The organism is Pontibacillus sp. HN14 (genome assembly GCF_021129245.1).
Classification (GTDB): Bacteria; Bacillota; Bacilli; order Bacillales; family BH030062; genus Pontibacillus.
This window is the reverse complement of sequence record NZ_JAJOLR010000001.1, coordinates 1439798-1464009: the sequence shown is the minus strand read 5'-3', so window position 1 is coordinate 1464009 and position 24212 is coordinate 1439798. Positions and strand designations below refer to the sequence as shown.

Annotated in this window: 23 protein-coding genes and 6 tRNA genes; 23 read left to right on the top strand and 6 right to left on the bottom strand. The window is 39.7% G+C overall.

Features of this window, described 5'->3' with window-relative positions; genetic code table 11:
* Positions 1–17 precede the first annotated feature (17 nt).
* From ccpN to LQ226_RS07575, 9 genes are all read left to right on the top strand, one after another.
* Entirely contained in the window at positions 18–647 is a 630-nt protein-coding gene (gene ccpN, locus LQ226_RS07615) for a transcriptional regulator CcpN (RefSeq protein ID WP_231417234.1), read from the top strand.
* Positions 648–666: 19 nt separating this feature from the next.
* Entirely contained in the window at positions 667–1473 is an 807-nt protein-coding gene (locus LQ226_RS07610; RefSeq protein WP_231417233.1) for a pyruvate, water dikinase regulatory protein, read from the top strand.
* A 497-nt stretch (positions 1474–1970) separates the two neighbouring features.
* Complete coding sequence (dnaG, locus tag LQ226_RS07605; RefSeq protein ID WP_231417232.1) at positions 1971–3794, top strand: DNA primase; 1824 nt, start codon at positions 1971–1973, stop codon at positions 3792–3794.
* Positions 3795–3830: 36 nt separating this feature from the next.
* Complete coding sequence (gene rpoD, locus LQ226_RS07600; RefSeq protein WP_188651484.1) at positions 3831–4955, top strand: RNA polymerase sigma factor RpoD; 1125 nt, start codon at positions 3831–3833, stop codon at positions 4953–4955.
* 98 nt (positions 4956–5053) lie between these two features.
* Positions 5054–5590 carry a hypothetical protein gene (locus tag LQ226_RS07595; protein WP_231417231.1) on the top strand — a complete coding sequence of 179 codons (537 nt, stop codon included), beginning with the start codon at positions 5054–5056 and terminating at the stop codon, positions 5588–5590.
* Between the two features lie 101 nt (positions 5591–5691).
* Positions 5692–6075 (top strand): cytochrome c550, encoded by a 384-nt coding sequence (gene cccA / locus LQ226_RS07590; protein WP_231417230.1) that lies wholly within the window; start codon positions 5692–5694, stop codon positions 6073–6075.
* Positions 6076–6295: 220 nt separating this feature from the next.
* Positions 6296–7006: a tRNA (adenine(22)-N(1))-methyltransferase gene (locus LQ226_RS07585; RefSeq protein WP_231417229.1), complete on the top strand. Its 711-nt coding sequence runs from the start codon at positions 6296–6298 to the stop codon at positions 7004–7006.
* Positions 6999–8120, top strand: a complete 1122-nt coding sequence (locus LQ226_RS07580) for a Nif3-like dinuclear metal center hexameric protein (protein WP_231417228.1) — start codon at positions 6999–7001, stop codon at positions 8118–8120. Before LQ226_RS07585 ends, LQ226_RS07580 begins: the two co-directional genes overlap by 8 nt.
* 14 nt (positions 8121–8134) lie before the next feature.
* Positions 8135–8632 (top strand): peroxidase-related enzyme, encoded by a 498-nt coding sequence (locus tag LQ226_RS07575; RefSeq protein ID WP_231417227.1) that lies wholly within the window; start codon positions 8135–8137, stop codon positions 8630–8632.
* Positions 8633–8667: 35 nt separating this feature from the next.
* On the opposite strand, the gene LQ226_RS07570 is transcribed toward LQ226_RS07575, so the two are convergent.
* Positions 8668–9615 (bottom strand): 4-hydroxy-3-methylbut-2-enyl diphosphate reductase, encoded by a 948-nt coding sequence (locus LQ226_RS07570; protein WP_231417226.1) that lies wholly within the window; start codon positions 9613–9615, stop codon positions 8668–8670.
* 209 nt (positions 9616–9824) lie between these two features.
* Between LQ226_RS07570 and LQ226_RS07565 the strand changes: the two genes are divergently transcribed.
* Positions 9825–11153, top strand: a complete 1329-nt coding sequence (locus LQ226_RS07565) for a DEAD/DEAH box helicase (RefSeq protein ID WP_231417225.1) — start codon at positions 9825–9827, stop codon at positions 11151–11153.
* 217 nt (positions 11154–11370) lie between these two features.
* On the opposite strand, the gene LQ226_RS07560 is transcribed toward LQ226_RS07565, so the two are convergent.
* On the bottom strand, positions 11371–12270 hold the full coding sequence (locus LQ226_RS07560) for a deoxyribonuclease IV (RefSeq protein WP_231417224.1): 900 nt from the start codon (positions 12268–12270) through the stop codon (positions 11371–11373).
* A 122-nt stretch (positions 12271–12392) separates the two neighbouring features.
* Positions 12393–12665 carry a DUF2624 domain-containing protein gene (locus tag LQ226_RS07555; protein ID WP_231417601.1) on the bottom strand — a complete coding sequence of 91 codons (273 nt, stop codon included), beginning with the start codon at positions 12663–12665 and terminating at the stop codon, positions 12393–12395.
* 202 nt (positions 12666–12867) lie between these two features.
* Here LQ226_RS07555 and LQ226_RS07550 point away from each other — a divergent pair, with 202 nt between their 5' ends.
* Together LQ226_RS07550 and LQ226_RS07545 are read left to right on the top strand one after the other, a co-directional pair.
* On the top strand, positions 12868–13575 hold the full coding sequence (locus LQ226_RS07550; protein ID WP_231417223.1) for a lytic transglycosylase domain-containing protein: 708 nt from the start codon (positions 12868–12870) through the stop codon (positions 13573–13575).
* Between the two features lie 127 nt (positions 13576–13702).
* Entirely contained in the window at positions 13703–14167 is a 465-nt protein-coding gene (locus LQ226_RS07545; RefSeq protein ID WP_231417222.1) for a DUF4190 domain-containing protein, read from the top strand.
* 38 nt (positions 14168–14205) lie between these two features.
* Here the strand turns inward: LQ226_RS07545 and ispG are convergent, their stop codons facing one another.
* Positions 14206–15318, bottom strand: coding sequence for a flavodoxin-dependent (E)-4-hydroxy-3-methylbut-2-enyl-diphosphate synthase (ispG, locus tag LQ226_RS07540; protein ID WP_255687851.1), 1113 nt, complete (start codon positions 15316–15318; stop codon positions 14206–14208).
* A gap of 101 nt (positions 15319–15419) precedes the next feature.
* Positions 15420–15851 carry a hypothetical protein gene (locus tag LQ226_RS07535; protein ID WP_231417221.1) on the bottom strand — a complete coding sequence of 144 codons (432 nt, stop codon included), beginning with the start codon at positions 15849–15851 and terminating at the stop codon, positions 15420–15422.
* 82 nt (positions 15852–15933) lie between these two features.
* Between LQ226_RS07535 and LQ226_RS07530 the strand changes: the two genes are divergently transcribed.
* Positions 15934–16560, top strand: a complete 627-nt coding sequence (locus LQ226_RS07530; protein WP_231417220.1) for an NfeD family protein — start codon at positions 15934–15936, stop codon at positions 16558–16560.
* A gap of 96 nt (positions 16561–16656) precedes the next feature.
* The gene (locus LQ226_RS21125) at positions 16657–18393 is read left to right on the top strand and encodes a methyl-accepting chemotaxis protein (RefSeq protein WP_231417219.1); all 1737 of its coding nucleotides are present in this window, start codon (positions 16657–16659) and stop codon (positions 18391–18393) included.
* Between the two features lie 33 nt (positions 18394–18426).
* On the opposite strand, the gene LQ226_RS07520 is transcribed toward LQ226_RS21125, so the two are convergent.
* Entirely contained in the window at positions 18427–18909 is a 483-nt protein-coding gene (locus LQ226_RS07520) for a DUF1189 family protein (RefSeq protein WP_231417218.1), read from the bottom strand.
* 228 nt (positions 18910–19137) lie between these two features.
* Here LQ226_RS07520 and LQ226_RS07515 point away from each other — a divergent pair, with 228 nt between their 5' ends.
* From LQ226_RS07515 to LQ226_RS07475, 9 genes are all read left to right on the top strand, one after another.
* A complete protein-coding gene (locus LQ226_RS07515) occupies positions 19138–20793 on the top strand; it encodes a Na/Pi cotransporter family protein (RefSeq protein ID WP_231417217.1) in 1656 nt (551 codons plus the stop codon).
* A 410-nt stretch (positions 20794–21203) separates the two neighbouring features.
* A tRNA-Asn gene (locus LQ226_RS07510) sits at positions 21204–21278 on the top strand.
* A gap of 3 nt (positions 21279–21281) precedes the next feature.
* Positions 21282–21358: transfer RNA gene (locus LQ226_RS07505), tRNA-Met, on the top strand.
* A gap of 77 nt (positions 21359–21435) precedes the next feature.
* Positions 21436–21511, top strand: a tRNA-His gene (locus LQ226_RS07500).
* Positions 21512–21518: 7 nt separating this feature from the next.
* Positions 21519–21595 (top strand) — tRNA-Ile (locus LQ226_RS07495).
* A gap of 23 nt (positions 21596–21618) precedes the next feature.
* Positions 21619–21711, top strand: a tRNA-Ser gene (locus tag LQ226_RS07490).
* Between the two features lie 43 nt (positions 21712–21754).
* Positions 21755–21830: transfer RNA gene (locus LQ226_RS07485), tRNA-Phe, on the top strand.
* Positions 21831–22070: 240 nt separating this feature from the next.
* Positions 22071–22682 carry a superoxide dismutase gene (locus LQ226_RS07480; RefSeq protein ID WP_231417216.1) on the top strand — a complete coding sequence of 204 codons (612 nt, stop codon included), beginning with the start codon at positions 22071–22073 and terminating at the stop codon, positions 22680–22682.
* 197 nt (positions 22683–22879) lie between these two features.
* Positions 22880–24154: an MFS transporter gene (locus LQ226_RS07475; RefSeq protein WP_231417215.1), complete on the top strand. Its 1275-nt coding sequence runs from the start codon at positions 22880–22882 to the stop codon at positions 24152–24154.
* Positions 24155–24212 lie beyond the last annotated feature (58 nt).

Below are 24212 nucleotides of genomic sequence, written 5' to 3'. Positions count from 1 at the left end.
TAAGAGGTGGTGAAACGATGGACTTAACACAACGCCAGGAACATATTATAGAAATTGTTAAAGAAAACGGTCCGATTACAGGGGAGAATATAGCAGAGCGTTTAAGTTTGACACGAGCAACCCTGCGACCGGATTTAGCCATTCTGACCATGGCGGGATACTTAGATGCAAGACCGAGAGTAGGGTATTTTTATACTGGCAAAACTGGCTCAGAACTATTAACTGAAAAACTAAAAAAGTTTAAAGTTCAAGACTTTCAATCGATTCCTGTTGTCGTTCATGAAAACGTCTCTGTATACGACGCAATCTGTACGATGTTTCTAGAAGATGTCGGAACCCTTTTTGTAGTAAATGATCATGCAAAATTAGTAGGTGTGTTATCACGTAAGGATTTATTGCGTGCAAGTATCGGAAATCAAGATTTACGGGAAATTCCCGTTCATATTATAATGACAAGGATGCCGAATGTTACGCTTTGTTATAAAGAAGACCTATTGCTAGAAGCAGGTCAAATGCTAATCGATAAACAAATTGATGCGCTTCCGGTTGTTAAGAATGACGCAGAAGGCTATGAAGTTATTGGTCGTTTAACGAAAACGAACTTAACGAAAGCACTAGTTGAACTAGGACGTGATGAACGTATATAAGGCGTGAGGAGGTAGTAGGATGGGTAAACCAATTGTTTATGTCGTATCAGACTCTGTAGGAGAGACAGCTGAACTAGTTGTTAAAGCATCGATTAGTCAGTTTAATAACAGTGAATTTGAAATTCAACGTATTCCATATATTGAGGATAAAGCCACTCTAAAAGAGGCTGTCCTTCAGGCAAAAGATCATCAAGCAATGATTGGCTTCACATTAGTCATCCCTGAATTTAGAGAGTACTTATTACAAGAAGCGAAAGAGCATGATGTGATCGCTATTGATATTATTGGTCCTTTTATAGACCAAATTGAAAAGCATTATGGAAAGAAGCCGCGCCTAGAACCAGGGCTAGTTCACAAGTTGGATGAAGATTACTTTAAGAGGGTAGAGGCCATTGAATTTGCAGTGAAATATGACGACGGGAGAGACCCTAGAGGGATTCTGAAAGCAGATGTCGTGTTAATAGGCGTTTCAAGAACTTCGAAGACACCACTTTCTCAGTACTTAGCACATAAACGCTTGAAAGTAGCCAATGTCCCTATTGTTCCAGAGGTGGACCCACCTGAAGAACTCTTTAAAGTGAATCCTTCAAAATGTATAGGTCTTAAGATTAGTGCAGAAAAGCTTAATGATATTCGCAGAGAGCGCTTGAAAGCATTAGGATTGGATGATCAGGCGACCTATGCTAATATGGAACGCATCCACCACGAGCTTAGCCATTTTAATTCCGTAGTGGACCGCATTCAATGTGATGTAATTGATGTTTCAAACAAAGCCGTTGAAGAAACAGCTAATACGATTCTCAATCGAATTCACTCAAAGTCTTAAAATAAAACACAGGTGCTGCACCTGTGTTTTGTCATGTGGATGTGAAAGTTTCGTGTAAAATTATACTCATATTCTATAAAAAAATCGTGGTAATTCAATCTTTATTGTATTATAATTGTATTTTGTGAAAAAATGTTTCTATGGTTTGCATAATGGAATAGTGGGGAATGGATGCTATGTCCCGTCATTTGAATAGAAGTAGCGACTTTTCAGAAAGTTAAAACTTATATTCTTTGAGAAGGATTCCTGACAGGAATGTAGAATACTTGACTATAGCCGGCATCCTTTTATGGGTTTGTCGAACATGACCTGGTAGGAGAGCATCGATCTCTAGGGAAAGAAAGCATGATTAATGGTCTCTTAGGGTAGGGCTTTTAGCGTATCGCCTTAAGTCCTATACACAATAAGATTTTTTAAGGGTTCTCTCAAAAAAATCTTGTCGAATTTTGAAGGGTTTTTATACTTCTTCTAGAATAAAAAGTAAACATGGTGATTGTATGTCTAATCGCATTCCAGAAAGTGTCATTGAGGAAATTCGCAATTCAAACGACATCGTTGACGTTGTCGGTGAATATGTGCAACTGACAAAGAAGAGTCGAAATTACTTTGGGCTTTGTCCATTCCATAATGAGAAAACTCCTTCTTTTTCCGTTTCTTCCGATAAGCAAATTTTTCATTGCTTTGGATGCGGAAAGGGTGGGAATGTTCTTACCTTTATTCGGGAGATTGAAGGTGTTTCTTTTCAGGAAGCCATTCGAATTCTCGCTGATAAAAGTGGCCATCAAGTGCCAGACCAAGAAAATAGCGATCGAGAGGAAACTGATCCAAAGCATCAGGAGAATCAGACGCTACTTGAAGCGCATGGATGGTTAACTAAATTGTACCATCATTTGTTGAGACATACAAAAGAAGGTAAAGATGGATATGAACATCTTGTAGAAAGGGGCTTAACTGATGAAGTGATTGATGCTTTTCAGTTAGGTTTTGCTCCTAACTCGAAAGAATTTACAATGAAATTCTTAGAGAATAAAGGTTTCCATCCTCAAACGATGGTTAAAGGAGGCTTGCTCTCATATCGAGAAGATGGTCATTACGGTGACCGCTTTAGAGGTAGAGTCATTTTTCCCATTCGAAACCATCAAGGAAAGACAGTTGCATTTAGTGGACGTAGTGTAAATGGCGGCGATCCTAAATATTTGAATAGCCCAGAGACGGATTTATTCCAAAAAGGGAAGTTACTTTATAATTTTGATTTAGCTCGCGCTGAGATACGAAAGCAAAATGAGGTTGTCTTATTTGAAGGACAAATGGATGTTATATCTGCGTACCAAGGTGGTATTAAACATGGCATAGCCACATTAGGGACAGCTCTTACAGAGCCACAGGCGAAACTGATTCGTCGTTATGTGGAGCGGGTTATTGTATGTTATGATGCCGACCGAGCTGGTCAGGATGCATCATACAAGGCAGCTACCATACTAAAGAAAGTAGGCTGTGATGTACGAGTAGCCCAAATGAAAGATGGTTCAGACCCTGATGATTATATACGGTCATACGGAAGTGAAAGCTTTCGAAAGCATGTGTTAGAAGCTGCTGTTACGTATACAGGTTTTATGATCAACCATTTAAAACAGGGGTTTAATCTGAATAATGAAGGAGATCGTATTCAATACATCGAACGTGTTTTAGATGAGATCTCTAAAATCAGTAAACCACTGGAGCGGGATCACTATCTTAGAGAGCTTGCAGGTGAATATGACCTTTCTTTAGAAGTGTTAGAACAAGAAATCATAAATCGCCGAAAAAAGCAAGGACTTGATAAGGATAAGAATCCTGAGACTAGCTATACTAATAATTACAAAGAAACTTCTAGAAAAAAACAGAAATTGCTTCCAGCATTTCATAATGCTGAGCGGCAATTGATCTATTATATGTTGCATGATGCTTCTGTGTCTTATAAAGTCCAAGAACATATAGGTGGAGCTTTTAATTTGAATGAACATCAAGTCATTGTGACATATCTTTACGCTTACTATGAAGAAGGGTATGAAGCGAATCCGGGTCAATTTATAGAACAATTACCGGATGCCTCCCTGCAAAGTTTAGTAAGTGAAATTGCTATGTTAAAGCTTCAGCCTGATCTCAGTGATGCAGAAGTCAATGATTATATTCGTGTCATTTCAAATAAAAGAAGTGAGCAGGAAAGCATTTCATCTCTTGAGCTGGAACAAAAAGAAGCGGAGCGCCAAAATGATCCAGTGAAAGCTGCCCAAATTGCGATGAGAATCATTGAGATGAAAAAGCAGTTAAGATCCCAATAGTTTGGTTTAGAAGGAAGTTTGGAAGGAGGGGGACTCATGGCAGAGCAAAAACAGCCATCAAGTTCAAAATCAACAGAGAATGAGCTAACCCTAGAACAAGCGAAGGAACAGGTGCTTGAATTAGGGAAAAAGCGTGGTATTTTAGCTTATGAAGAAGTAGCTGAGCGTTTATCCAGTTATGAGCTAGATTCAGAAGCCATGGATGAATTTTATGAATATCTAAGTGACCAGGGCGTTGAAATTATTGGAGACTCTGAAGCAGATCCAAGCATGAAGCAATTGGACAAAGAAGAAGAGTTTGATTTAAACGACTTAAGTGTCCCGCCTGGTGTTAAGATTAATGATCCTGTACGTATGTATCTAAAAGAAATTGGGCGTGTGGACCTATTATCTGCTGAAGAAGAAATTAACTTAGCCCAGCGAATTGAAAACGGAGACGAAGAAGCAAAGCGACGTCTGGCTGAAGCAAACCTTCGTTTAGTTGTTAGTATCGCAAAACGGTATGTTGGACGGGGCATGTTGTTCCTTGATTTAATTCAAGAAGGAAACATGGGTCTGATTAAAGCTGTTGAGAAGTTCGATTATCGTAAAGGTTACAAATTTAGTACGTATGCAACGTGGTGGATTCGTCAGGCCATCACTCGTGCTATAGCAGACCAAGCGCGTACAATTCGTATTCCGGTTCACATGGTGGAGACGATTAACAAGTTAATCCGTGTACAACGTCAATTACTTCAAGACCTTGGACGTGAGCCAATTCCTGAAGAAATTGCTGAAGAGATGGAGCTTACTCCAGACAAAGTACGTGAGATCTTGAAGATTGCTCAAGAGCCCGTTTCATTAGAAACACCAATTGGTGAAGAGGACGACTCTCATTTAGGTGATTTTATTGAAGACCAGGAGGCAACATCTCCTTCCGACCACGCAGCTTATGAGTTACTAAAAGAACAATTGGAAGATGTACTTGACACATTAACAGACCGTGAGGAAAACGTTCTTCGTTTACGTTTTGGACTTGACGATGGACGTACTCGCACACTTGAAGAAGTAGGGAAAGTATTTGGCGTAACGCGTGAGCGTATTCGTCAAATTGAAGCGAAAGCACTTCGTAAACTTCGCCACCCTAGTCGTAGCAAACGATTAAAAGACTTCTTGGAATAGAGTATATTTAATGCTATACACTCAGTCATTGTGTACCCCATCTGAGGTGCACAGTGGCTGTGTATTTTTTATCCTTGAATCTCAAGGGGTGAAGCTTATTGGATGACACTCGTAAACAAGTGGTTGTAGATGAAATACGATACTGGAAAAATCATCAGCTGCTCCCGAAAGAATATTGCGACTTTTTACTAGCTTTATATACGGAAGGAGAAGATGATTCGTCGTCAGAAAAGAAAGCGTTTCCGTTAAAGGCATGGTTGACGTCGATTCTTGTCATGATTCTGTTAGCACTTCTTCCGATTTCATTTCTTGTCATTTATTTTACTGAAATATCCATGCTAATGCAAACAGGTTTACATTTGATTTTTTTAATTATGACTGCCGTCGGTTATTCGTATTTTAAAAAGACAAATTCCATTTATGTACATATTTCCATTATTGTTTTCTTATTATTGTTCTTGATCATTTCTGTTTATTTAGTAAAAGAAAGTGCTCAAGTAGTGAGCTTGCTTCATATAACGATTTTATTTAACTGTTTATTATGGATTTTATTAGGTGTTTGGAAAAAAGTGTTTTACCTAATCGCATCAGGTGTTATAGGCATTGTGATGTGGTTGTTATTTATCTTTTTTTAGATTTAACATCTTTTTCCCTTTTCTATAGTAGCGTTTTCAAGTAAAATATATGTAGTTTGTCCTAACCGTGGAAATGGGGATTACATAAGGAGGAAATAAGCATGAAACGAAACCCAGTTATGCCTTATGCTTTAATTGCTGTACTTGGTATAACCCTTATGATTATTATTGGTTTTGTGGGATTAAACCAAATGGATCAAGCGGGGGAAGGTAAAGAAGGCGAAGGGGAGAAAACAGCTGAAGAAGGCGGTAGTGGTGATGCCGGGGCAGCTGATCCTGAAGCCATCTACTCTCAGACGTGTGCAGGGTGTCATGGTCAAGACTTATCTGGTCAGGTAGGTCCTAACCTTCAGACCGTAGGAAGTAAACTTTCCAAAGAAGATATCAAGGGGATCATTCAGAATGGCCGTGGCGGTATGCCAGCGCAGAATTTGAATGCTGAAAAGACAGAAGCTGTCGCGAAATGGCTATCTGAAAAGAAATAATGAGAAAAAGCTTCCTGCATAAGCAGGGAGCTTTTCTTTTTTTTTCTTCCCTCTTTCATGATTGATTGCAATACAACATTGTCTCATTTTATCCTTAGGCTTGAATAACCACACTTCGCCTAAGAGAGAGACAATTTGATGGGGTACTCGAAAATCCCTTGTACTTTTTGTCTGAGGTGTGGTAAGACTAATATTAGATTTTAGTAAAGTGGTGAGAGAAATGAAACAAACGGAATTATCGAGAAGGCTAAAGGCAGTAGCATCATTTATATATAGTGGGGTCACTTTTGCAGACATTGGTTCTGACCATGCTTATTTGCCTGCTTACGTTTGTGAACGTAATCCTTTAGTCCGTGCTATTGCGGGAGAGGTCAATGAAGGGCCTTTCCAATCGGCAAAGGGCCATATTGATAAACAACAATTAAACGAGCAAGTAAGTGTGAGAAAGGGCAATGGTCTTGCTGTTTTAGAACAAGATGAAGCGGAACTTGTTACCATAGCAGGGATGGGAGGTAAGTTAATTCGTACCATTCTAGAAGAAGGGAAGGAGAAGTTAGGGAAAGTAGAGCGAATTGTAGCCCAGCCAAATGTAGATGCTCAAGTTGTTCGTAATTGGTTCTTACATAATGGATATGAGCTTACAGAAGAGACCATTCTAGAAGAAGATGGACATATCTACGAAGTGTTAGTAGGAGACCGCACGAGTGATCCTGAGAAGCCTTATGGTGAGGAACGTGAGAAGGATCTGTTCTTTGGTCCATTCTTACGACAAGAGAAGACAGCGCCGTTTATTTTGAAGTGGCAAGGGGAAGCAAATAAACTACAGTTTGTTTTAAGTCAGATGGAACGAGCGAAGAATCCTGATGAAGATAAAGTGAGAGAATTCGAAACTCAATTAAGTTGGATTAAGGAGGAGATTGCAAGTGAGTAAAGTAGCCACTGGTCAAGATATTATCAAATGGTTCGAGGAATGGAGTCCAAAGCAACTTGCTTTCGATGGAGATCCGATTGGTTTACATGTGGGTACACTAAATAAAAAAGTAAATAAGGTCATGGTTACCCTCGATGTATTAGAAAATGTAGTTGATGAAGCCATTGAGCAAGGGGTAGATTTAATAATTGCCCATCACCCTTTGCTATTCAAACCATTAAAGCAGATCAACCCTGACCATGAGAAGGGGCGTATTGTACAGAAGCTTATCAAGCATGATATTACGGTTTATGCTGCTCATACCAATTTGGATATAGCATGGGGTGGTGTGAACGATGCAATGTGTGAGGCCTTAGGTGTGAAAGTAAAAGATGTATTAATTGAAACAGAAAGAGAGTCCCTTTATAAGCTTGTCGTCTTCGTACCGGAAACGCATGAAGAGGAGGTTCGAGAAGCGCTTGGTAATGCCGGAGCAGGGCATATAGGGGAGTATAGTCATTGTACGTTCCAAACACCAGGTATAGGGGCTTTTAAGCCTGAAGATGGCACGAATCCTTACATAGGTACAAGAGGAGAACTAGAGAAAGTCGAAGAGGTCCGTATGGAAACCATCGTGCCCCGTTCGATCTTAAATAAAGTTCTTCAATCAATGGAACAAGCTCATCCATATGAAGAAGTTGCTTATGACATCTACCCTCTAGAACTCCAAGGTGAAAAACGAGGCCTTGGGCGGATGGCGGAACTAGAGGAAGCTATGACCCTGGAATCATTCGCAGAACGAGTGAAAAAGGCCTTCGATGTCCCTTCATTACGTTTTGTGGGGGATAAGGATAAACGAGTGAAGAAAGTGGCCGTCCTGGGCGGGGATGGTAATAAATATATTTCTGCAGCGAAACGCAAAGGAGCAGATGTATTTGTGACTGGCGACCTTTATTTCCATGTCGCTCATGACGCTCTTGGCATGGGGTTAAATGTCATTGACCCTGGACATCATGTTGAAAAAGTGATGAAGAAGGCTGTTTATGATTACTTAAAGAATGCGTTTGAACAAAAGCAAGTAGCAACTGAAGTTATAATTTCAAAAGCTCATACAGAGCCATTTCAATTTATGTAGGGGAGCATTGCCATATGCCTTGGATTAAACCAGCTAAGCAAACAGAGATAAGAGAGCACGAAGCTTTAAAAAATATGGAGCAACCAATGCCTTTATTTAATAGACTTATCGCTAACAGCCCATCATTATTGGAGGCATTTTCTCCTATACAACAAGCCGTAAAAGAAACGTTTCTGACAGAAATACAAAGAGAATCTCTCATTACGTTTGTGTCTATGCGTAATGGGTGTGATTATTGTACAAAGAGTCATGGTCAGTTATTGGAGGAGCTTACGGATGATGAAGATATTCTGTCAAAGCTCTCTGGTTTTGAAGAGGGATATTTCGATGAATCCTTAACCCGAATGCTACGGTATGCGCTAAAATTAACTGCAAAACCGGTCCAGGTAAATAAAGAAGATGTATTAGCTTTGAAAGAGATTGGTTTATCTGAAACGCAAATTGTAGAAGTCAATCATGTAATTGCCTACACAAGTTACACAAACCAAATTTCAATAGGGCTAGGATTGTAATTAAAAAAGGATGCCTGAAGAGGCATCCTTTTTGACTAGGCTTTTTTCGTTTTAACTTTAGGCAAGATTTTTCTTTGCTCTACTTTAGAAGTGCGTTCCCACGTTTCTTCATTGTTTGGATCAAAGTTCTCAATAAAGCGAATGACCTCTTTAACTAAAGGAGTTGGCGTTGAAGCACCTGCAGTGATTGCAACCTTCTCCACTCCTTCTAGCCATGGAAGTTCAATTTCACTTACGTCAGCAATTCTATAAGCCGTTGTTCCTGCCTTCTCTTCTGACACTTGTTGAAGACGACATGAGTTGTTACTTCGAGGGTCTCCTACTACAAGAGTAAGATCAGCATCTCCGGCTTGCTCAGCCACCGCTTCTTGACGGACTTGAGTAGCCATGCAGATCTCTTGGTGAATTTCTGTTTGAGGATATTTCTCTTTAACCTTCTCCATAATATCGTAGACATCCCATTGACTCATCGTTGTTTGATTCGTTACAAGGATTTTATCACTTGAAAGGCTCAAGTTATCTATATCTTCTTCATTTTGAATAAGGTGCACATGACCTGGTGCAACACCAACAGCCCCCTCAGGTTCTGGGTGCCCTTTCTTACCGATATAAACAATTTCGTAATTCTCGGCAACCATTTCACGGATTAAGTCATGTGTGCGTGTGACATCAGGGCATGTAGCGTCTAAAGCGGTTAGCCCTTTCTCTTCTGCCCTCTTTTTCACCTCAGGTGATACACCATGGGCTGTGAAAATGACAGTCCCTTCATGAATATCTTCTAATAAGTCTAAACGATTCTTACCATCTAACGTTACAACGCCTTCATTCTCAAAAGCTTCTGTTACATGCTGATTGTGTACAATCATACCTAAAATATATAAAGGACGAGGTAAGTTTGGATCCTTTGAGGCGTTACGAGCTATGACCATAGCGTCAACTACTCCATAGCAATAGCCTCTTGGAGCTATTTTAATGACTTCCATCTTTGTTCCCCCTCTTACTCCTCTTGAGTTCGAAAATATCATATCTCCCTCATATTATAAAGGGAAATAGGGCAGAATACAAAGTTAGACAACTTACTTAAAAGACAAGGCTGTAAAAATCCTTACGTTTCGTCCTTTTAAAGATGGTATAATTAAAGGAACTCTACTATAATTGAGAAAGCAACAGCGTATCGAAAAGGAGTACGAATATGACAGATCAAACATTTAAATCAATGGCTCTTCATGAAGAGATGATTGATATGGTGGATCAATTAGGTTTCCATGAACCTACACCGATCCAGAAAAAAGTAATTCCCTCTGTTTTAAGAGGAGAAAGTCTAATTGGACAATCTCATACAGGTTCAGGGAAAACCCATTCTTATTTAATCCCTTTACTAAATGGCATAGATGTTTCGCGTAAAGAAGTACAAACCGTAATCACAGCTCCTACACGGGAGTTAGCAAACCAAATTTACGATGAAGTACGCAAGATGTTAAAGCTTTTGGGTCATGGTGATGCTTTAAAAGCTAAGCTATTAATAGGTGGAACAGACAAGCAGAAGACAATTGAAAAGCTAAAAGAGCAGCCTCAGATTGTCGTGGGGACACCAGGACGAATCCTTGATATGGTAAAAGAAGAAGCGCTAGACGTTTACAAAGCCTCTTCATTTGTAATCGATGAAACCGACTTGATGTTTGATTTAGGTTTCATTGAAGACGTGGACCAAATTCTGGTTCGTATGCAAGCGGACTTGCAATTACTCGTATTCTCAGCAACTATTCCGGTTAAGTTAAAGCCGTTCTTGAAGAAATACCTTGAGAACCCAACGTATATTCAAGCCGATGAAGCTAAGCCTTCACCTGAAAAAATGGAACACCGTCTGATTCCTCTTCGTCATCGAGATAAAGCCGATATGATTATGAGTATTACGAAGCTCATTCATCCTTATCTGGCAATTATATTTGCCAATAAGAAAGAAAGAGCCAATGAATTAGCTCAAGAGCTATTGGACAAAGGTTTAGAAGTTGGCGTCATTCATGGCGGACTGACACCACGCGAAAGAAAACGTGTTGTTAAAGATATCAAAAACCTTCGTTACCAATATATCGTCGCTACAGACTTAGCTGCTCGTGGTATTGACATTCAAGGGGTCAGCCATGTTATAAATGCGGACCTACCAAAAGAAGAAGAGTTCTATATCCACCGTGTTGGTCGTACAGCGCGCGCAGGCTTAGAAGGGACAGCTATTAACCTTTATACAGAGACGGATGAATCCCTTATTAAGAAGCTTGAGTCATCTGGGTTAACGTTTGATAGCTATGATATAAAAAATGGGGAGTTCGTTCCTATTAAAGATCGTAATCAGCGATCAACTCGTAAGCTAGATGAGAATGACACGGATAAAGAAGCATGGAAGCGCGTCAAGCGTCCGAAAAAAGTTAAGCCTGGTTATAAGAAGAAAATGAAGTATAAGCAGGAAGAAATTAAAAAGAAATTAAATAAACAACAAGCAAGGCAGAGAAATAAGAGAAAATAACTTATAAAAAGCATCAAATTGCACATGCAATTTGATGCTTTTTTTGTCTTGATTGATCCACGTTTACGCTCGCCTCACACTTGAAAAAGCTAACGGAAATATAAAAATATCCCGATATAGGTTTAAAGTCATGAGATAAAGGATAGTTACAATACATGCCGTTCAAAATAAAAAAACCATCACTTTGTGTGAATAACAAAGTCATGGTTTCCTTTTCTTATGATTGAAGTAAGTCTGAACGCCAATCTGTAAAGGTTTGGTTTCGTAAGTTTTCTATTTCATATTGATAAGGAGGTTTCTTGTTCTTTTTGTCTTCTCCTACATAAGGCGTTTCTAGAATTTTAGGACGGTCGTTTAGTTGCGGGTGGTGAACGATATAATTTAATGCGTCAAACCCAATATGCCCATACCCGATGTTCTCATGACGGTCTTTTCCTGCACCGCGTTCATTTTTGCTGTCATTGATGTGGAGAACTTTTAAGCGGTCAAGTCCAATTGTTTTATCGAAATGGTTCAGTACACCGTCGAAATCGTGAACGATGTCGTAGCCTGCGTCATGTGTATGACAAGTATCAAAGCAAACAGATAAATGTTCGTTGTGCTTTACGCCATCTATAATTTTGGCGATTTGTTCAAAGTTACGTCCGATCTCGCTGCCTTTACCTGCCATCGTTTCAAGGGCGATCTGGCAATTGGTATTTGGGTGATTTTCAAATACTTCATTTAAACCTTTAATAATCTGGTTAAGGCCGACTTCTTCACCCTGGCTAACGTGAGAACCGGGGTGTAAAACGATTTGAGAAGCCTTCTGCAGTGATTCAACTCGTTCGATTTCGTTTGATAAGAAATCCACACCCAGCTCATAGACGTGAGGTTTCACCGTATTGCCGATGTTAATTATATAAGCAGCATGAACGATAAGTTCTTCTATATCGTGTTGGTTCATATGTTCAATTCCTGCATCTATATTTAACTCTTCAATAGCTTTACGACGAGTATTTTGTGGCGCACCTGTGTAAATCATAAATGTGTTAGCGCCGTAGGAGGCAGCTTCTTCACTTGCTCCAAGAAGCATCTTTTTTCCGCTCATAGACACATGAGATCCTAGCTTCAACATAGTTGGTCAGCTCCTTATTATACGTATATGCAATAAGTATTCGTAACTTCTCCTACTATAAATAAATTGGAGCTATTGGTCAAATAGAAGCCAAAAAGAAAACGCCCCGTCTAAACGTGGCGCTAAAACCAGTGTGAAAGTCCGTTTTCCTTAATCATTTCCTGAAAGATTTTATTGACCTTTTGTGCTGTTTTGGGATCAGTGATTTGAGCTAACTTTTTTAAAGCTTTCATACGGTCCTTTTCATCCAATGGGTTAAGATTTGAACTTTTTAGGAAGGACACGATTTCAGTGGCTTGAGCTTTTGTAAGGGGGACGTTAAACTGTCGACTTTGTTCTAAAAGGTCATGGACAGATAAGTTTTGGATTTTTTGTTTAACAACCTGTGAGATCATTTTTTTCAAGACATCACCTCATTTGTTCACTTCTTTACATAGTAGCCTATGAGTGAAGTTAGAAGAATGTGTTAAAAAGGTGGAGGGTTTTGGTTATTGAGTATTTTTATTGCATTTGATTCGGACTACCGTTAGTATAGTCTAGGTCCTTTCGACCCATAGGCGTTTAGAGAGAAATTTTTGAAAAAGAGGAGGGGATTTTGTGGATCGTGCAAGACCTTACGTACAGCTCCTTTTGGTTTGTTTATATATTACGTTATTTTTTATTGTGGTTATGTATTTTTATGGTGAACAGACAAAAGCGCTGCAAACAGAAAACGAAGGCCTGCAAAAACAGGTCAATGACTTAGAATCCCGAAATTCATACTTAAATGAAATGCCGACAGAATTTAAAGAGAAGAATGGTTATGATATGTGGCCAGGCCTTGAAAAAACGGCCGATCGAATGGTTTCAGAGAGTGGGGGAGAATTCAAAAAATCCTGGGCTCTTTATTTAGCAAGAGAAGCAAACCGCTATGATATGAATCCTTATCTTGTATATGAATTGCTAAAAGTAGAGACCGGAGGCACGTTTGATCCAACGCTTGTAGGTCCTGAGACGAAATATGGACATGCTTACGGCATGGCTCAGTTTATGACAAACACAGCTCCTTGGATCGCTGATATGGGCGATTTACCTTATAAAAAAGAACTGCTATTTGATCCGTATTATTCCATGCAATTATCTTTAATTTATCTTGATTATCTTCACCATGAATATGGAAACTGGAATGAAGCCCTAACTGCTTATCATCGTGGTATGGGAGGGTTAGAACAATATAAGAAGGAAAATGGCCACGCCAAGAGCTGGTATGCGGTGGAGATTCAACAAAAAACCAAAACGCATGATGCTGTTGCAGTCGCACCTTAATAGATAAGAGTCCCTTTTAGGGACTCTTTTTTGATGAGGTAAAGAAGCTTGAAGAATGTACCATCATAGTTCACTCGCATTTCTCACAAGATAAGAGAGCACCTCTACAGAAAGCGAGGGATGTATCATGGAACATGAAGATAAGCGTGAAAAAGAACTTGATGATATAGAACACACAGAAGAAGCGCCTCGTTACGGCGATGAACAAGAAAGTGAAATGAAGAAGATTGACGATGGTCAATCATACGATGAAGCCTACAATGAGGTAGAGGTAGCAGACGGCGGTGTATACGCAGGGACTGGAGATGTGGAATTCGCTCAGGAAGCTGCGGTTGATGCAAAAACTGTTCGAGAGCCAATCAAATCCAATGAGAGAGAATCTGACATGGACAATGATGTGCATGCGGGTATGGGTTGGTTAGCGGTTGTGCTTTCTGTGGTGTCTTTCTTTATCTTACCAGTGATTCTTGGCGCAGCAGGAATCATTGTAGGATTTATGGCTAGACGAAGAGGGGCTGAAACCCTCGGAAATACAGCTATTGTAGCTGGTGCTATATCCGTAGTCCTTACGTTAGTATTCGCTCCGTTTTAAAATAAAAAAGCTGGCCCTGGGCCAGCTTTTTTAATGCTTTATTTTACTTCAGCTTCAGCAGCTTCTTTTGCTTTTTCAGCAAAATATTCTTCCGCAATGCGATCGACTTCTTTCTTTAGTTCCTCGACCATTGTTTCTTCTGGAACTTTTCGAATGATCTCTCCGTGACGGAATAGTAATCCTTCACCGCGTGCACCGGCAATCCCGATATCAGCCTCTCGGGCTTCTCCAGGTCCGTTAACGGCACAACCAAGAACGGCAACTTTAATTGGTGCTTTAATGGTTGAAATGTATTCTTCAACTTCATTTGCAATTGAAATTAGATCAATTTCAATACGCCCGCATGTAGGGCAAGAGATAAGTGTAGCAGCATTATCTGCAAGTGCGAATGATTTAAGCAGTTCGCGACCAACTTTTACTTCCTCTACTGGGTCTGCACTTAATGAAATGCGCATTGTGCTTCCGATTCCTTTGTTAAGGATGGCACCAAGACCTGCAGAACTCTTAACGGTACCTGCGAATTGAGTTCCTGACTCTGTAATACCAAGGTGTAATGGATAAGAGATCTGTTCAGCGGCCTTTTCGTATGCATCAATGGCTAAGCGAACGTCAGAGGCTTTCAGCGATACAATAATATCGTGGAAGTCCAACTCCTCTAATATTTGAATGTGATGTAAGGCACTTTCAACCATGCCTTCAGCAGTTGGGAAACCATATTTCTGCAGAATACGTTTCTCAAGTGACCCTGCGTTTACGCCAATACGAATAGGTACGCCTTTAGCTTTCGCTGCGTTAACAACAGCTTCAACTTTCCAGCGTTTCCCGATGTTACCAGGGTTAATGCGGATTTTGTCAGCTCCACCTTCAATTGCTTTTAGGGCTAATTTATAGTCAAAGTGAATGTCGACTACAAGTGGAATATTAATGCGTTTCTTTATTTCAGAAATCGCGTCTGCTGCTCGCTCATCTGGGCAAGCAACGCGGACGACTTGGCAGCCAGCTTCTTCTAGTCGTTCAATTTCAGCTACTGTAGCTTCAACATCATGTGTTTTAGTTGTTGTCATAGACTGAATAACGACTTTATTACTTCCACCAATCACAAGGTCGCCTACGCGTACAGGGCGCGTATCTTTTCTGTGTGTAATAGGCATATAATCGCTCCTTTTTACAAATGCGATAATTCATAATTATTAAGATACCACACTCATTATAAGGGCAAACGAAAAAAATATGAAGTCACGAGTCTTCAAATTTACAAAGGTTTTTCGTTTTTGTGGTAATAAGGGAATAAGTAGACCTTGTTCATCTTAATACTATTCGGATCTTGGCCATCATTCAGAGCTTCAAAATCAGTTAGCATTTGTTGAATTGTAACAGGCGGTCCATCCTCATTCAACTTCTCCATAATAGACAAGACCGTGTCCCCGGCTGACACTTTGTGCTCAATGACGCGAAAACGCTCTTGACCTCCTGTTGGGGTGAGGGGTTTAGTGTTCGTTTCGTTTTCAATTGTTTGATGATCTTCTGCCTTGGAAATAAGTTCTTTAGGAAAGGTTCCTGTCGTAAGGTCATGTCCAATACTAACAAAAAATAGAATCATTGTAATAATGAAAAGCATTTTCTTCAGAATCGGATTCATATCGCTCATCTCCCTTTTTGCCTGTAATACTAGTTCTACAAACATGTGGAATTTCATTCTTTTTGAAACAAAATAATATAATGAAACGTATACCTATATTAAATAAGAGAAAAAGGGGTGGGCGGAAGTGATTGCGATTGAAATGGCTTGGCTTGCTTTAGTCATTACTGGACTTGGTACCTTATTTTTATTTGGGGAACTATTAGTAAACATGCGGGGGATATTTGGTGTCGTTGGCATTGCTTTTATTACCTTTTATTTCCTAACTCATTTAGACCCTAGTATGTTTATCGTTATGATGATTGTCTATTTTATTAGTCTTTCGTTAATTATATTAGACGCTAAAGTTATAAATGATGGCACACTCACGACAGTAGGGAGCATCAGTATGCTGTTAGTGGTAGGTATGAGTGCGCCTGACTGGGTAACTGGTGCTTATGGCGTTTGCGGAGTTCTAATCGGTGCCATAGGTTCTTTGTTATTCTTGAGAGTCTTTCCAAAGAGGGATCTTTGGACCAAGATTACACTTGTGGATAAGCTCTCATCTGAAGCGGGATACAATTCTATGAATGAGACTTATGCTTCTTTAGTGGGCAAGAGTGGGATTACCTTAACTCAGCTTAGGCCAGTAGGAACCATTAAGATAGAAGAACAGGAATATAGTGCGGTATCGAATGGGCATTGGATAGATAAAGATGAAGAGATCATTGTCGATCAGGTGGACGGGACCAGAATCCTGGTAAGAAAGTCATGAATTTTACGTATTCTTACGTGCATCTTTACACCACGTTAATATTTCGCATTCATACTTTTGGATGAATAAGAAATATTTTCTTGCGGGGTGTCAAAAGTGTCATTATTATCTTTCTTCAATAAAGTACCACGATTCCAAAAGAAACGTCGCTTTAAAAGTGCACGTAAGCCGCGTTTATCTCTCTCTTTTCAAGCTAGAGTTTCGATCGTAATTTGTGTGCTGTTTATTGGTTCGATTTCACTCGTTAGTTGGCTTTCCTATTCGAAGGCAAAAGAAAGCCAACTTGAATTGGTTCGTGAACGTTTAGAGCGCGAAGTGGATGTAACGAGAGAGAATGCCGAGAATATGATGTTTGCCTTAGTAGGGGAAGAAGACGTTTTTAAAGAACGGATGAATGAGTATATATCTTCTCAGAAATCTGAATTAGTCCAAGATGGTTTCTCTGCTTCTACAAATTTAATTACCAAAGAAGGTGTGATCTCCTATCCATATCAAGGTAAGGAAGCGTCTTTTAAGGAGAGTTTGATCGAAGATATTAAGAAAGAGGAAGATGGTTCACGTATTGCCACGTGGAAAGAAGAAGAATACATGTTTGCTTACGGGTCGGTACAAGAGCTGAAAGGGGTTTTCCTAATTGGTGTACCGGTAGCGGATTATATGTATTCTGTTCACCAGCTGGCTAAATATTCGCTCACGGCTGGCGTCTTATGCTTAATTGGCATTTTCGTATTCGTCCTCTTTTTCATGAGGCAAATGTTTAAGCCATTAATCGCACTTCAACAAGTCATGCGTAAAGCGAGAGATGGGGAGTTTACACCACCAGATACGGTTAATTCAACGATACCCGAGATTCGCTCGTTATCAAAAAGTTATCAAGAACTAATCCATACAATTACAGAAATGCTCCATAACATTCAAACGGCGGTTCATCATTTAGGGGGAACGAATAATGAGTTGTCAGCTTCTTCAGAACAGTTAGCTCTATCCCAGTCGGATATGAAAGAAGAATTACATAAAGTGATAAAAGGTACAGAGGGAACCGAGGGGGCGTTTGAAGAACAGAAAGATGTCTTCGAGAAGCTGAAACATTCCCTTCATGTTTTGTTGGAATCTTTTAATGAAATGTATGAGGATCAGGAAAGTATTAATGTTTCGATTGATGAAGGAAATAAAGGGGTAACGTCCATTATGAAAACATTAGATACTTATCATGACGGGTTTAAGCAAATGACTTCTAAAATAAATGAATTTGAAGCACATTCCATGAACATAGGTGAAGCTGGGAAAATGATTCAAGATATTGCGGAACGCACAAAGCTATTGGCGTTAAATGCAACGATAGAAGCAGCACGTGCTGGTGAAGAAGGTAAAGGGTTCGCTGTAGTTGCTCATGAAGTAAGGAAGCTTGCAGATAGCTCAAAAGAAGCAGCTGTCGAGATAAACGATAAGATGAACGAAACGTTGGAGATTAGTCAGTATTTAACAACTGAATTTCATGAGATGTATGATCAACTTACAAATCATTTAGAACATGCTCATGATTCTAAATCATCCTTTGATCAAATTTCTTCTTACATTGAATCGTTCAATGGAAAATTGAACCATTCTAAAATTCAGGTGTCGAAAGCTGAGGAGATGCTGCCTAAAATGGAGGTAGTGTTTACCGCATTTCATCAAACGACTCAAGAAACTTTATCTTCAGCTAAACAATTAGTAGAAGCGGCAGATTTACAAGAAAGTCAAATGAACGAAACGAATGAGGTTCGAGATCAATTAGTATCCGTGTCTCAAGAACTTGGGGCCATAGCCGAAAGGAAACATCAAGCAAGTTAAAAAAGCTCCGAAGTCTTTAAGACTTCGGAGCTTTTATGTGGTTCTTGCTTTAGGCTTTGGGATTGCCTGGAGGATGATGTATAACATAACCGTAGAAAAGGCCATGTATAAAACGTAATCTCCAGAAAGCACAAGACCTAAGTTTTCTACAATAGCTAATACCAATGTAGGGATCGTAATGGCATAGGCTGACAATGCCCATGTATGTCTGTATTGAATGTTTTTTCGTTTTAAGTATGTATTAAGCCCAAGTCCTATAAAGGCAAGGATAGACACATCCATAAACTTAATGCTCGTACTAATGACATACAAGATGAGAAGTTCAACAGGTAATGGGAGTGTTCCAATAGCTTCTGTCGAACGTGTGTCGAAAATCATTCCTAATAAAACAGGAATCATCGTTAGTAATGTAAGGAAAAATACATATCCTATCGGTTTTCCAACCTTTAACATCCTGAACGCGGATACACGCTTAAATGAGTAAAGGCTGTACAAAAATTGTTGTGATAATTTCATGTTTTTACCACCTATTTGTTGTTTATCACTTCTATCATAGCTAAACTGAAAGAGTGGAAGCAATACAAAATGGTAAGAAAACTGAAAAAAAGACAAGGTTTTTTTACCGAATGTTAAGCTAATGTAAATTTTGAATAGATTCTTATGAAATGCCTTTACAAAACGTTTACCTTTAATTAATAATGGTTGAGGGTTTTAAAAAACTACACAAATAGACAAAAATCTTGGATGAGGGGAGCATTATTTGTGGAAGGTATTAATGTTCAAGAGATGATCTTTCAATTTGTTGGTGGTTTAGGAATCTTCCTATTCGGACTTAAATACATGGGAGACGGTCTTCAGAAATCTGCTGGTGATCGCCTTCGAGATATTCTAGACAAATTCACCACGAATCCGTTTATGGGTGTACTAGCTGGTATGCTTGTAACGATGTTAATACAGAGTAGTTCAGGTACAACTGTACTAACTGTTGGACTAGTTAACGCTGGATTTATGACGTTGCGTCAGGCTATCGGAGTCATTATGGGTGCCAATATCGGTACAACGGTTACCGCATTCATTATTGGTATCGAATTAAAAGAATATGGTTTACCGATCTTGGCTGTAGGTGCCCTACTTCTATTCTTCTTCAAGAGTAAGAAGATCACTTACCTTGGTCAGACGCTATTTGGCTTTGGTGCTTTATTCTATGGGTTGAAACTGATGAGTAATGGAATGAAACCATTAAGAGGTCTTGAGGCGTTTCAAGACTTAACGGTAAGTATGAGTGACCAGCCAATCCTTGGTGTTGTCATTGGTACGTTGTTCACTGTAGTCGTACAGAGTTCAAGTGCAACCATTGGTGTGTTACAAGGCTTGTTTGAACAAGGTGCAATCGATATTGATGCAGCCATTCCTGTATTGTTTGGTGACAATATCGGTACAACGATTACGGCTGTACTTGCTGCTATTGGCGCAAGTGTGGCGGCGAAGCGTGCAGCTTTCACTCACGTTATCTTCAACGTAGTTGGTACAACGATTTTCTTAATCCTATTAAAAGTCTATATTCCATTTATTGAATACCTTAGAGATTTAATTGGATTAAACGAAGCCATGACGATTGCGTTCGCACACGGGATCTTTAACTTCTCAAACATGCTAGTACAGTTCCCGTTCATTGGTGCTTTAGCGTATATTGTGACGAAGCTTATTCCTGGAGAGGACACAGCTGTAGATCAGAAACCAAAGCATCTCGACCCGATCTTTATTGAACAGTCTCCATCCCTTGCTTTAGATCAGGCGAAAGAAGAAGTAATGAGAATGGGTGACTTTGCGTATAAAGGACTGGAAGAGACAAGTCACTATCTAAATAATCATCAGCGGAAGCACGCTGATATGGCCCTTCAGTATGAAGAAGCCCTTAACAATTTAGACCGGAACATTACAGAGTATTTAGTGAGCTTATCAAGCTACTCATTAACGGAATTAGAAAGTCATAAACACTCTGCCCTTATAGATTCTGTTCGTGATATTGAACGTATTGGTGACCACTTTGAAAACCTTGTAGAACTTGTAGATTATAAGATTTCAAATAAAGTTCATCTAACAGAACAAGCGCAAGAAGATTTAAATGATATGATTAATTTAACCTTAATTACAGTTAAACAAGCTATGAAGGCCCTTGAAACAATGGACCGTGAAGAAGCGTTAGCTGTTGTTCAAAAGGAAAATCAAATTGATCAATATGAGCGTTCTTACCGTAAGAAGCATATCCTTCGTATGAATGAAGGAGTATGTACCGGACCGGCTGGTATCGTATTTGTTGATATTATTAGTAACCTAGAACGAATCGGTGACCACGCTGTAAATATTGCAGAAGAAGTATTAGGTGGCAAGCAAAACTAATATCTCTTAACAAGCCCAGAGCAGTTGCTCTGGGCTTGTTTTATGTGTAGATCTGGTTTGGGAGCAGCGGAGGATTACTGGGAATCGAAGTTGAGATGTTTCCGTTCGCATGATAAGTCTAAGGTGGGGTGAAAGGAAACGTGTCATTTTTGGTGAAGTGTTTTGGGCCTGAGAATGCTCGAGCCTACATCAAAGTAACGCTACACGTACAGACAAAAAATAATTTGCGAGCGCTCCATATAAGGTCTGGATTGAATAAATTTAAGATTTTTATCAAAAAACCCTTGTACAAACATAGGGGACCGTGCTATATTATTCGTGTTGCTTCATTACGAGGCAAAAAAGTTGTTGACACTCTCAACAACACATGATATATTATATTGTGTCGTTAAAATGACGCATTACTTTATTCCAACGTAGCTCAGTGGTAGAGCTATCGGCTGTTAACCGATCGGTCGCAGGTTCGAATCCTGCCGTTGGAGCCATTTGGCGGTGTAGCTCAGCTGGCGAGAGCGTACGGTTCATACCCGTGAGGTCGGGGGTTCGATCCCCTCCGCCGCTACCATACATAATTTTGTTTGCAGATCAGATTATGAATCTATCTTATAGAAACAATCAGGAATAAACATCTTAAGAATCATGGCGGTTGTGGCGAAGTGGTTAACGCACCGGATTGTGGCTCCGGCATTCGTGGGTTCGATCCCCATCAATCGCCCCATAAGATTGGACCCTTAGCTCAGCTGGTTAGAGCTATCGGCTCATAACCGATCGGTCGCAGGTTCGAGTCCTGCAGGGTCCACCAATCTTAGCCATTATTTTTCTCACGGAGGAGTACCCAAGTTCGGCTGAAGGGAGCGGTCTTGAAAACCGCCAGGGGGTTAACGCCCCGCGGGGGTTCGAATCCCTCCTCCTCCGCCATTTTTATTTAATAGAACGGAAGTCAGGCAACGTTCTTTTTTGTGGCTCGGTAGCTCAGTCGGTAGAGCAACGGACTGAAAATCCGTGTGTCGGCGGTTCGATTCCGTCCCGAGCCACCATTTACATAAGTTTGAACCTAAACAAGCAAATATGCTTGTCTTTTTTTTTGCTCTCTTAGAGCAAGTTTTTATGTTTTAAATTTGAACAAACGGATATTATATCTATGTGCGTGTTAAAGCTTATTTCTGATGCATAATATTTGCAGATGATTTAGACCTTTGATACGCTTACAATGTAGCCTTTCTTGACCGGAATGGAATTGGAAGGATTTACATACTATTTAAAGGAGGAGATTCAAAATGGCTAAATTTGAATTACCAGAATTACCTTACGCTTATGATGCTCTTGAACCTCATATTGACAAGGAAACAATGAACATCCACCACACTAAACACCACGCAGGCTATGTTAACAAGCTTAACAATGCTTTAGAAGGCCATGCTGATCTTCAAGATAAATCACTTGATGCATTGATCGCTGACTTAAATGCTGTACCAGAAGAGATCCGCACAGCGGTTCGTCGTAATGGTGGCGGTCATTCTAACCACTCTCTATTTTGGACAATCATGTCTCCAAATGGTGGCGGTGAGCCAACAGGTGAACTAGCAGAAGCAATTAACAGTAAATTTGGTAGCTATGATGAATTTAAAGAAAAATTCGCAGCTACAGCAGCTGGCCGTTTCGGTTCTGGCTGGGCATGGTTAGTTGTAGACAATGGTGAAATTGAATTAATGGACACATTAAACCAAGATTCACCAATCATGGAAGGTAAAACACCAATCCTTGGTCTTGATGTTTGGGAGCACGCGTACTACCTTAACTATCAGAACCGTCGCCCTGACTACATTGCTGCATTCTGGAATGTAGTAAACTGGGACGAAGTTGCGAAGCGCTACGCTGCAGCTAAATAATTACCATTCACGATTTTAAAACCTAAGTCCCTTTAAAGGGGGCTTAGGTTTTTTATATGCTTTCCCACCCTCGTGATCGTTCCCCCTCATTTTATTTCCTTGCGACAATAAAAGAAACATTCTCTCACCTTTGTGTGGATCATGGTATAAGTGCTTCCTATTTGATAAGACTAATGACAGGTAGGAGGCGTTTAGATATGAAGAAAGGATTAAACGCAGTTTTAGGAGAAGTTGAAGTTAACCGGGATTTAATTCTTTTATTGTCGATTGGAGGGCTTTACGCTTTAGGCATTTTTCTCTCCAATACATTTGTCAATATCTACTTGTGGAAACAATCAGGGGAATATGTGGCCATCGCCCTTTACAATTTATCCATTTATATTATGCAGCCGTTAACGTTTATCCTTGCAGGAAGATGGGCTAAACGGATGGATCGGGTCATTGTGTTGCGCCTTGGAGTTATATTCCTGTCTTTGTTTTTCTTGACGGTTTTGTTCTTTGGTGAACAAGCGGCAAGCTATAAAATTGTGTTAGGTTCTGTCCTTGGCATTGGATATGGCTTTTATTGGCTAGCATTTAATGTGCTAACATTTGAAATTACAGAACCTGATACCAGAGATTTCTTTAATGGATTTTTAGGATTGCTTCAGTCGTTTGGGGGAATGGTCGGTCCAATTTTAGCGGGATTTATTATTTCCAGGCTTACTTCTAATACAGGTTATACCGTGATCTTTACTATATCGTTAAGCTTGTTTGTGCTTGCGGTAGTCTGTAGCTTTTTCTTGAAAAGGAGATCGGCTAAAGGGGATTTCACTTTTCGGAGGATTATTCATGAACGAAAGCGGGATCAGAATTGGAATAAAATTTTATATGCCCATACCTTTCAAGGGTTAAGAGAGGGGACTTTCCTCTTTGTGATCTCCATCTGGGTCTTTATTACAACGCAAAGTGAGCTAGCATTAGGCACATTCAATTTAGTTTATTCTGGTTTTGCCTTTTTGTTCTATTACTTAGCTACACGTTTTATTAAGCCGAAAAGGCGTAAAGGATCAATATTTGTTGGAGGTCTCACGCTATACCTGTCCCTCTATTTGATTTTGATCCACCTGAGCTACCCTACACTTTTAATCTATGCTGCGATCATTGGGATTGCGTACCCAATATTGTTTGTGCCTTATATTTCGTTAACTTACGATGTAATCGGGAAAGCCTGGCACGCAGGGGAGATGAGAATTGAATATATTGTAGTTAGAGAATTGTTCTTGAACTTAGGGAGAGTCCTATCCATTGCGATCTTCTTAACAGGTGTTCATTTCTTCTCTCCCGAAACAATTATTCCGTATATATTAATGCTTGTTGGGGCAGGTCATTTCGTTATTTATTTCTTTATTAAGGATGTAACGTTTACTTCTGATACACGAGAAGAGTCCGTCTTTGTAAAGAATAAGCTAGCAGATAACGACAACCGATAAACAGTGCTTCAGTTATATAGTGAAAATTAGCCAAAAATGCTATAATAGCCTCAAACTG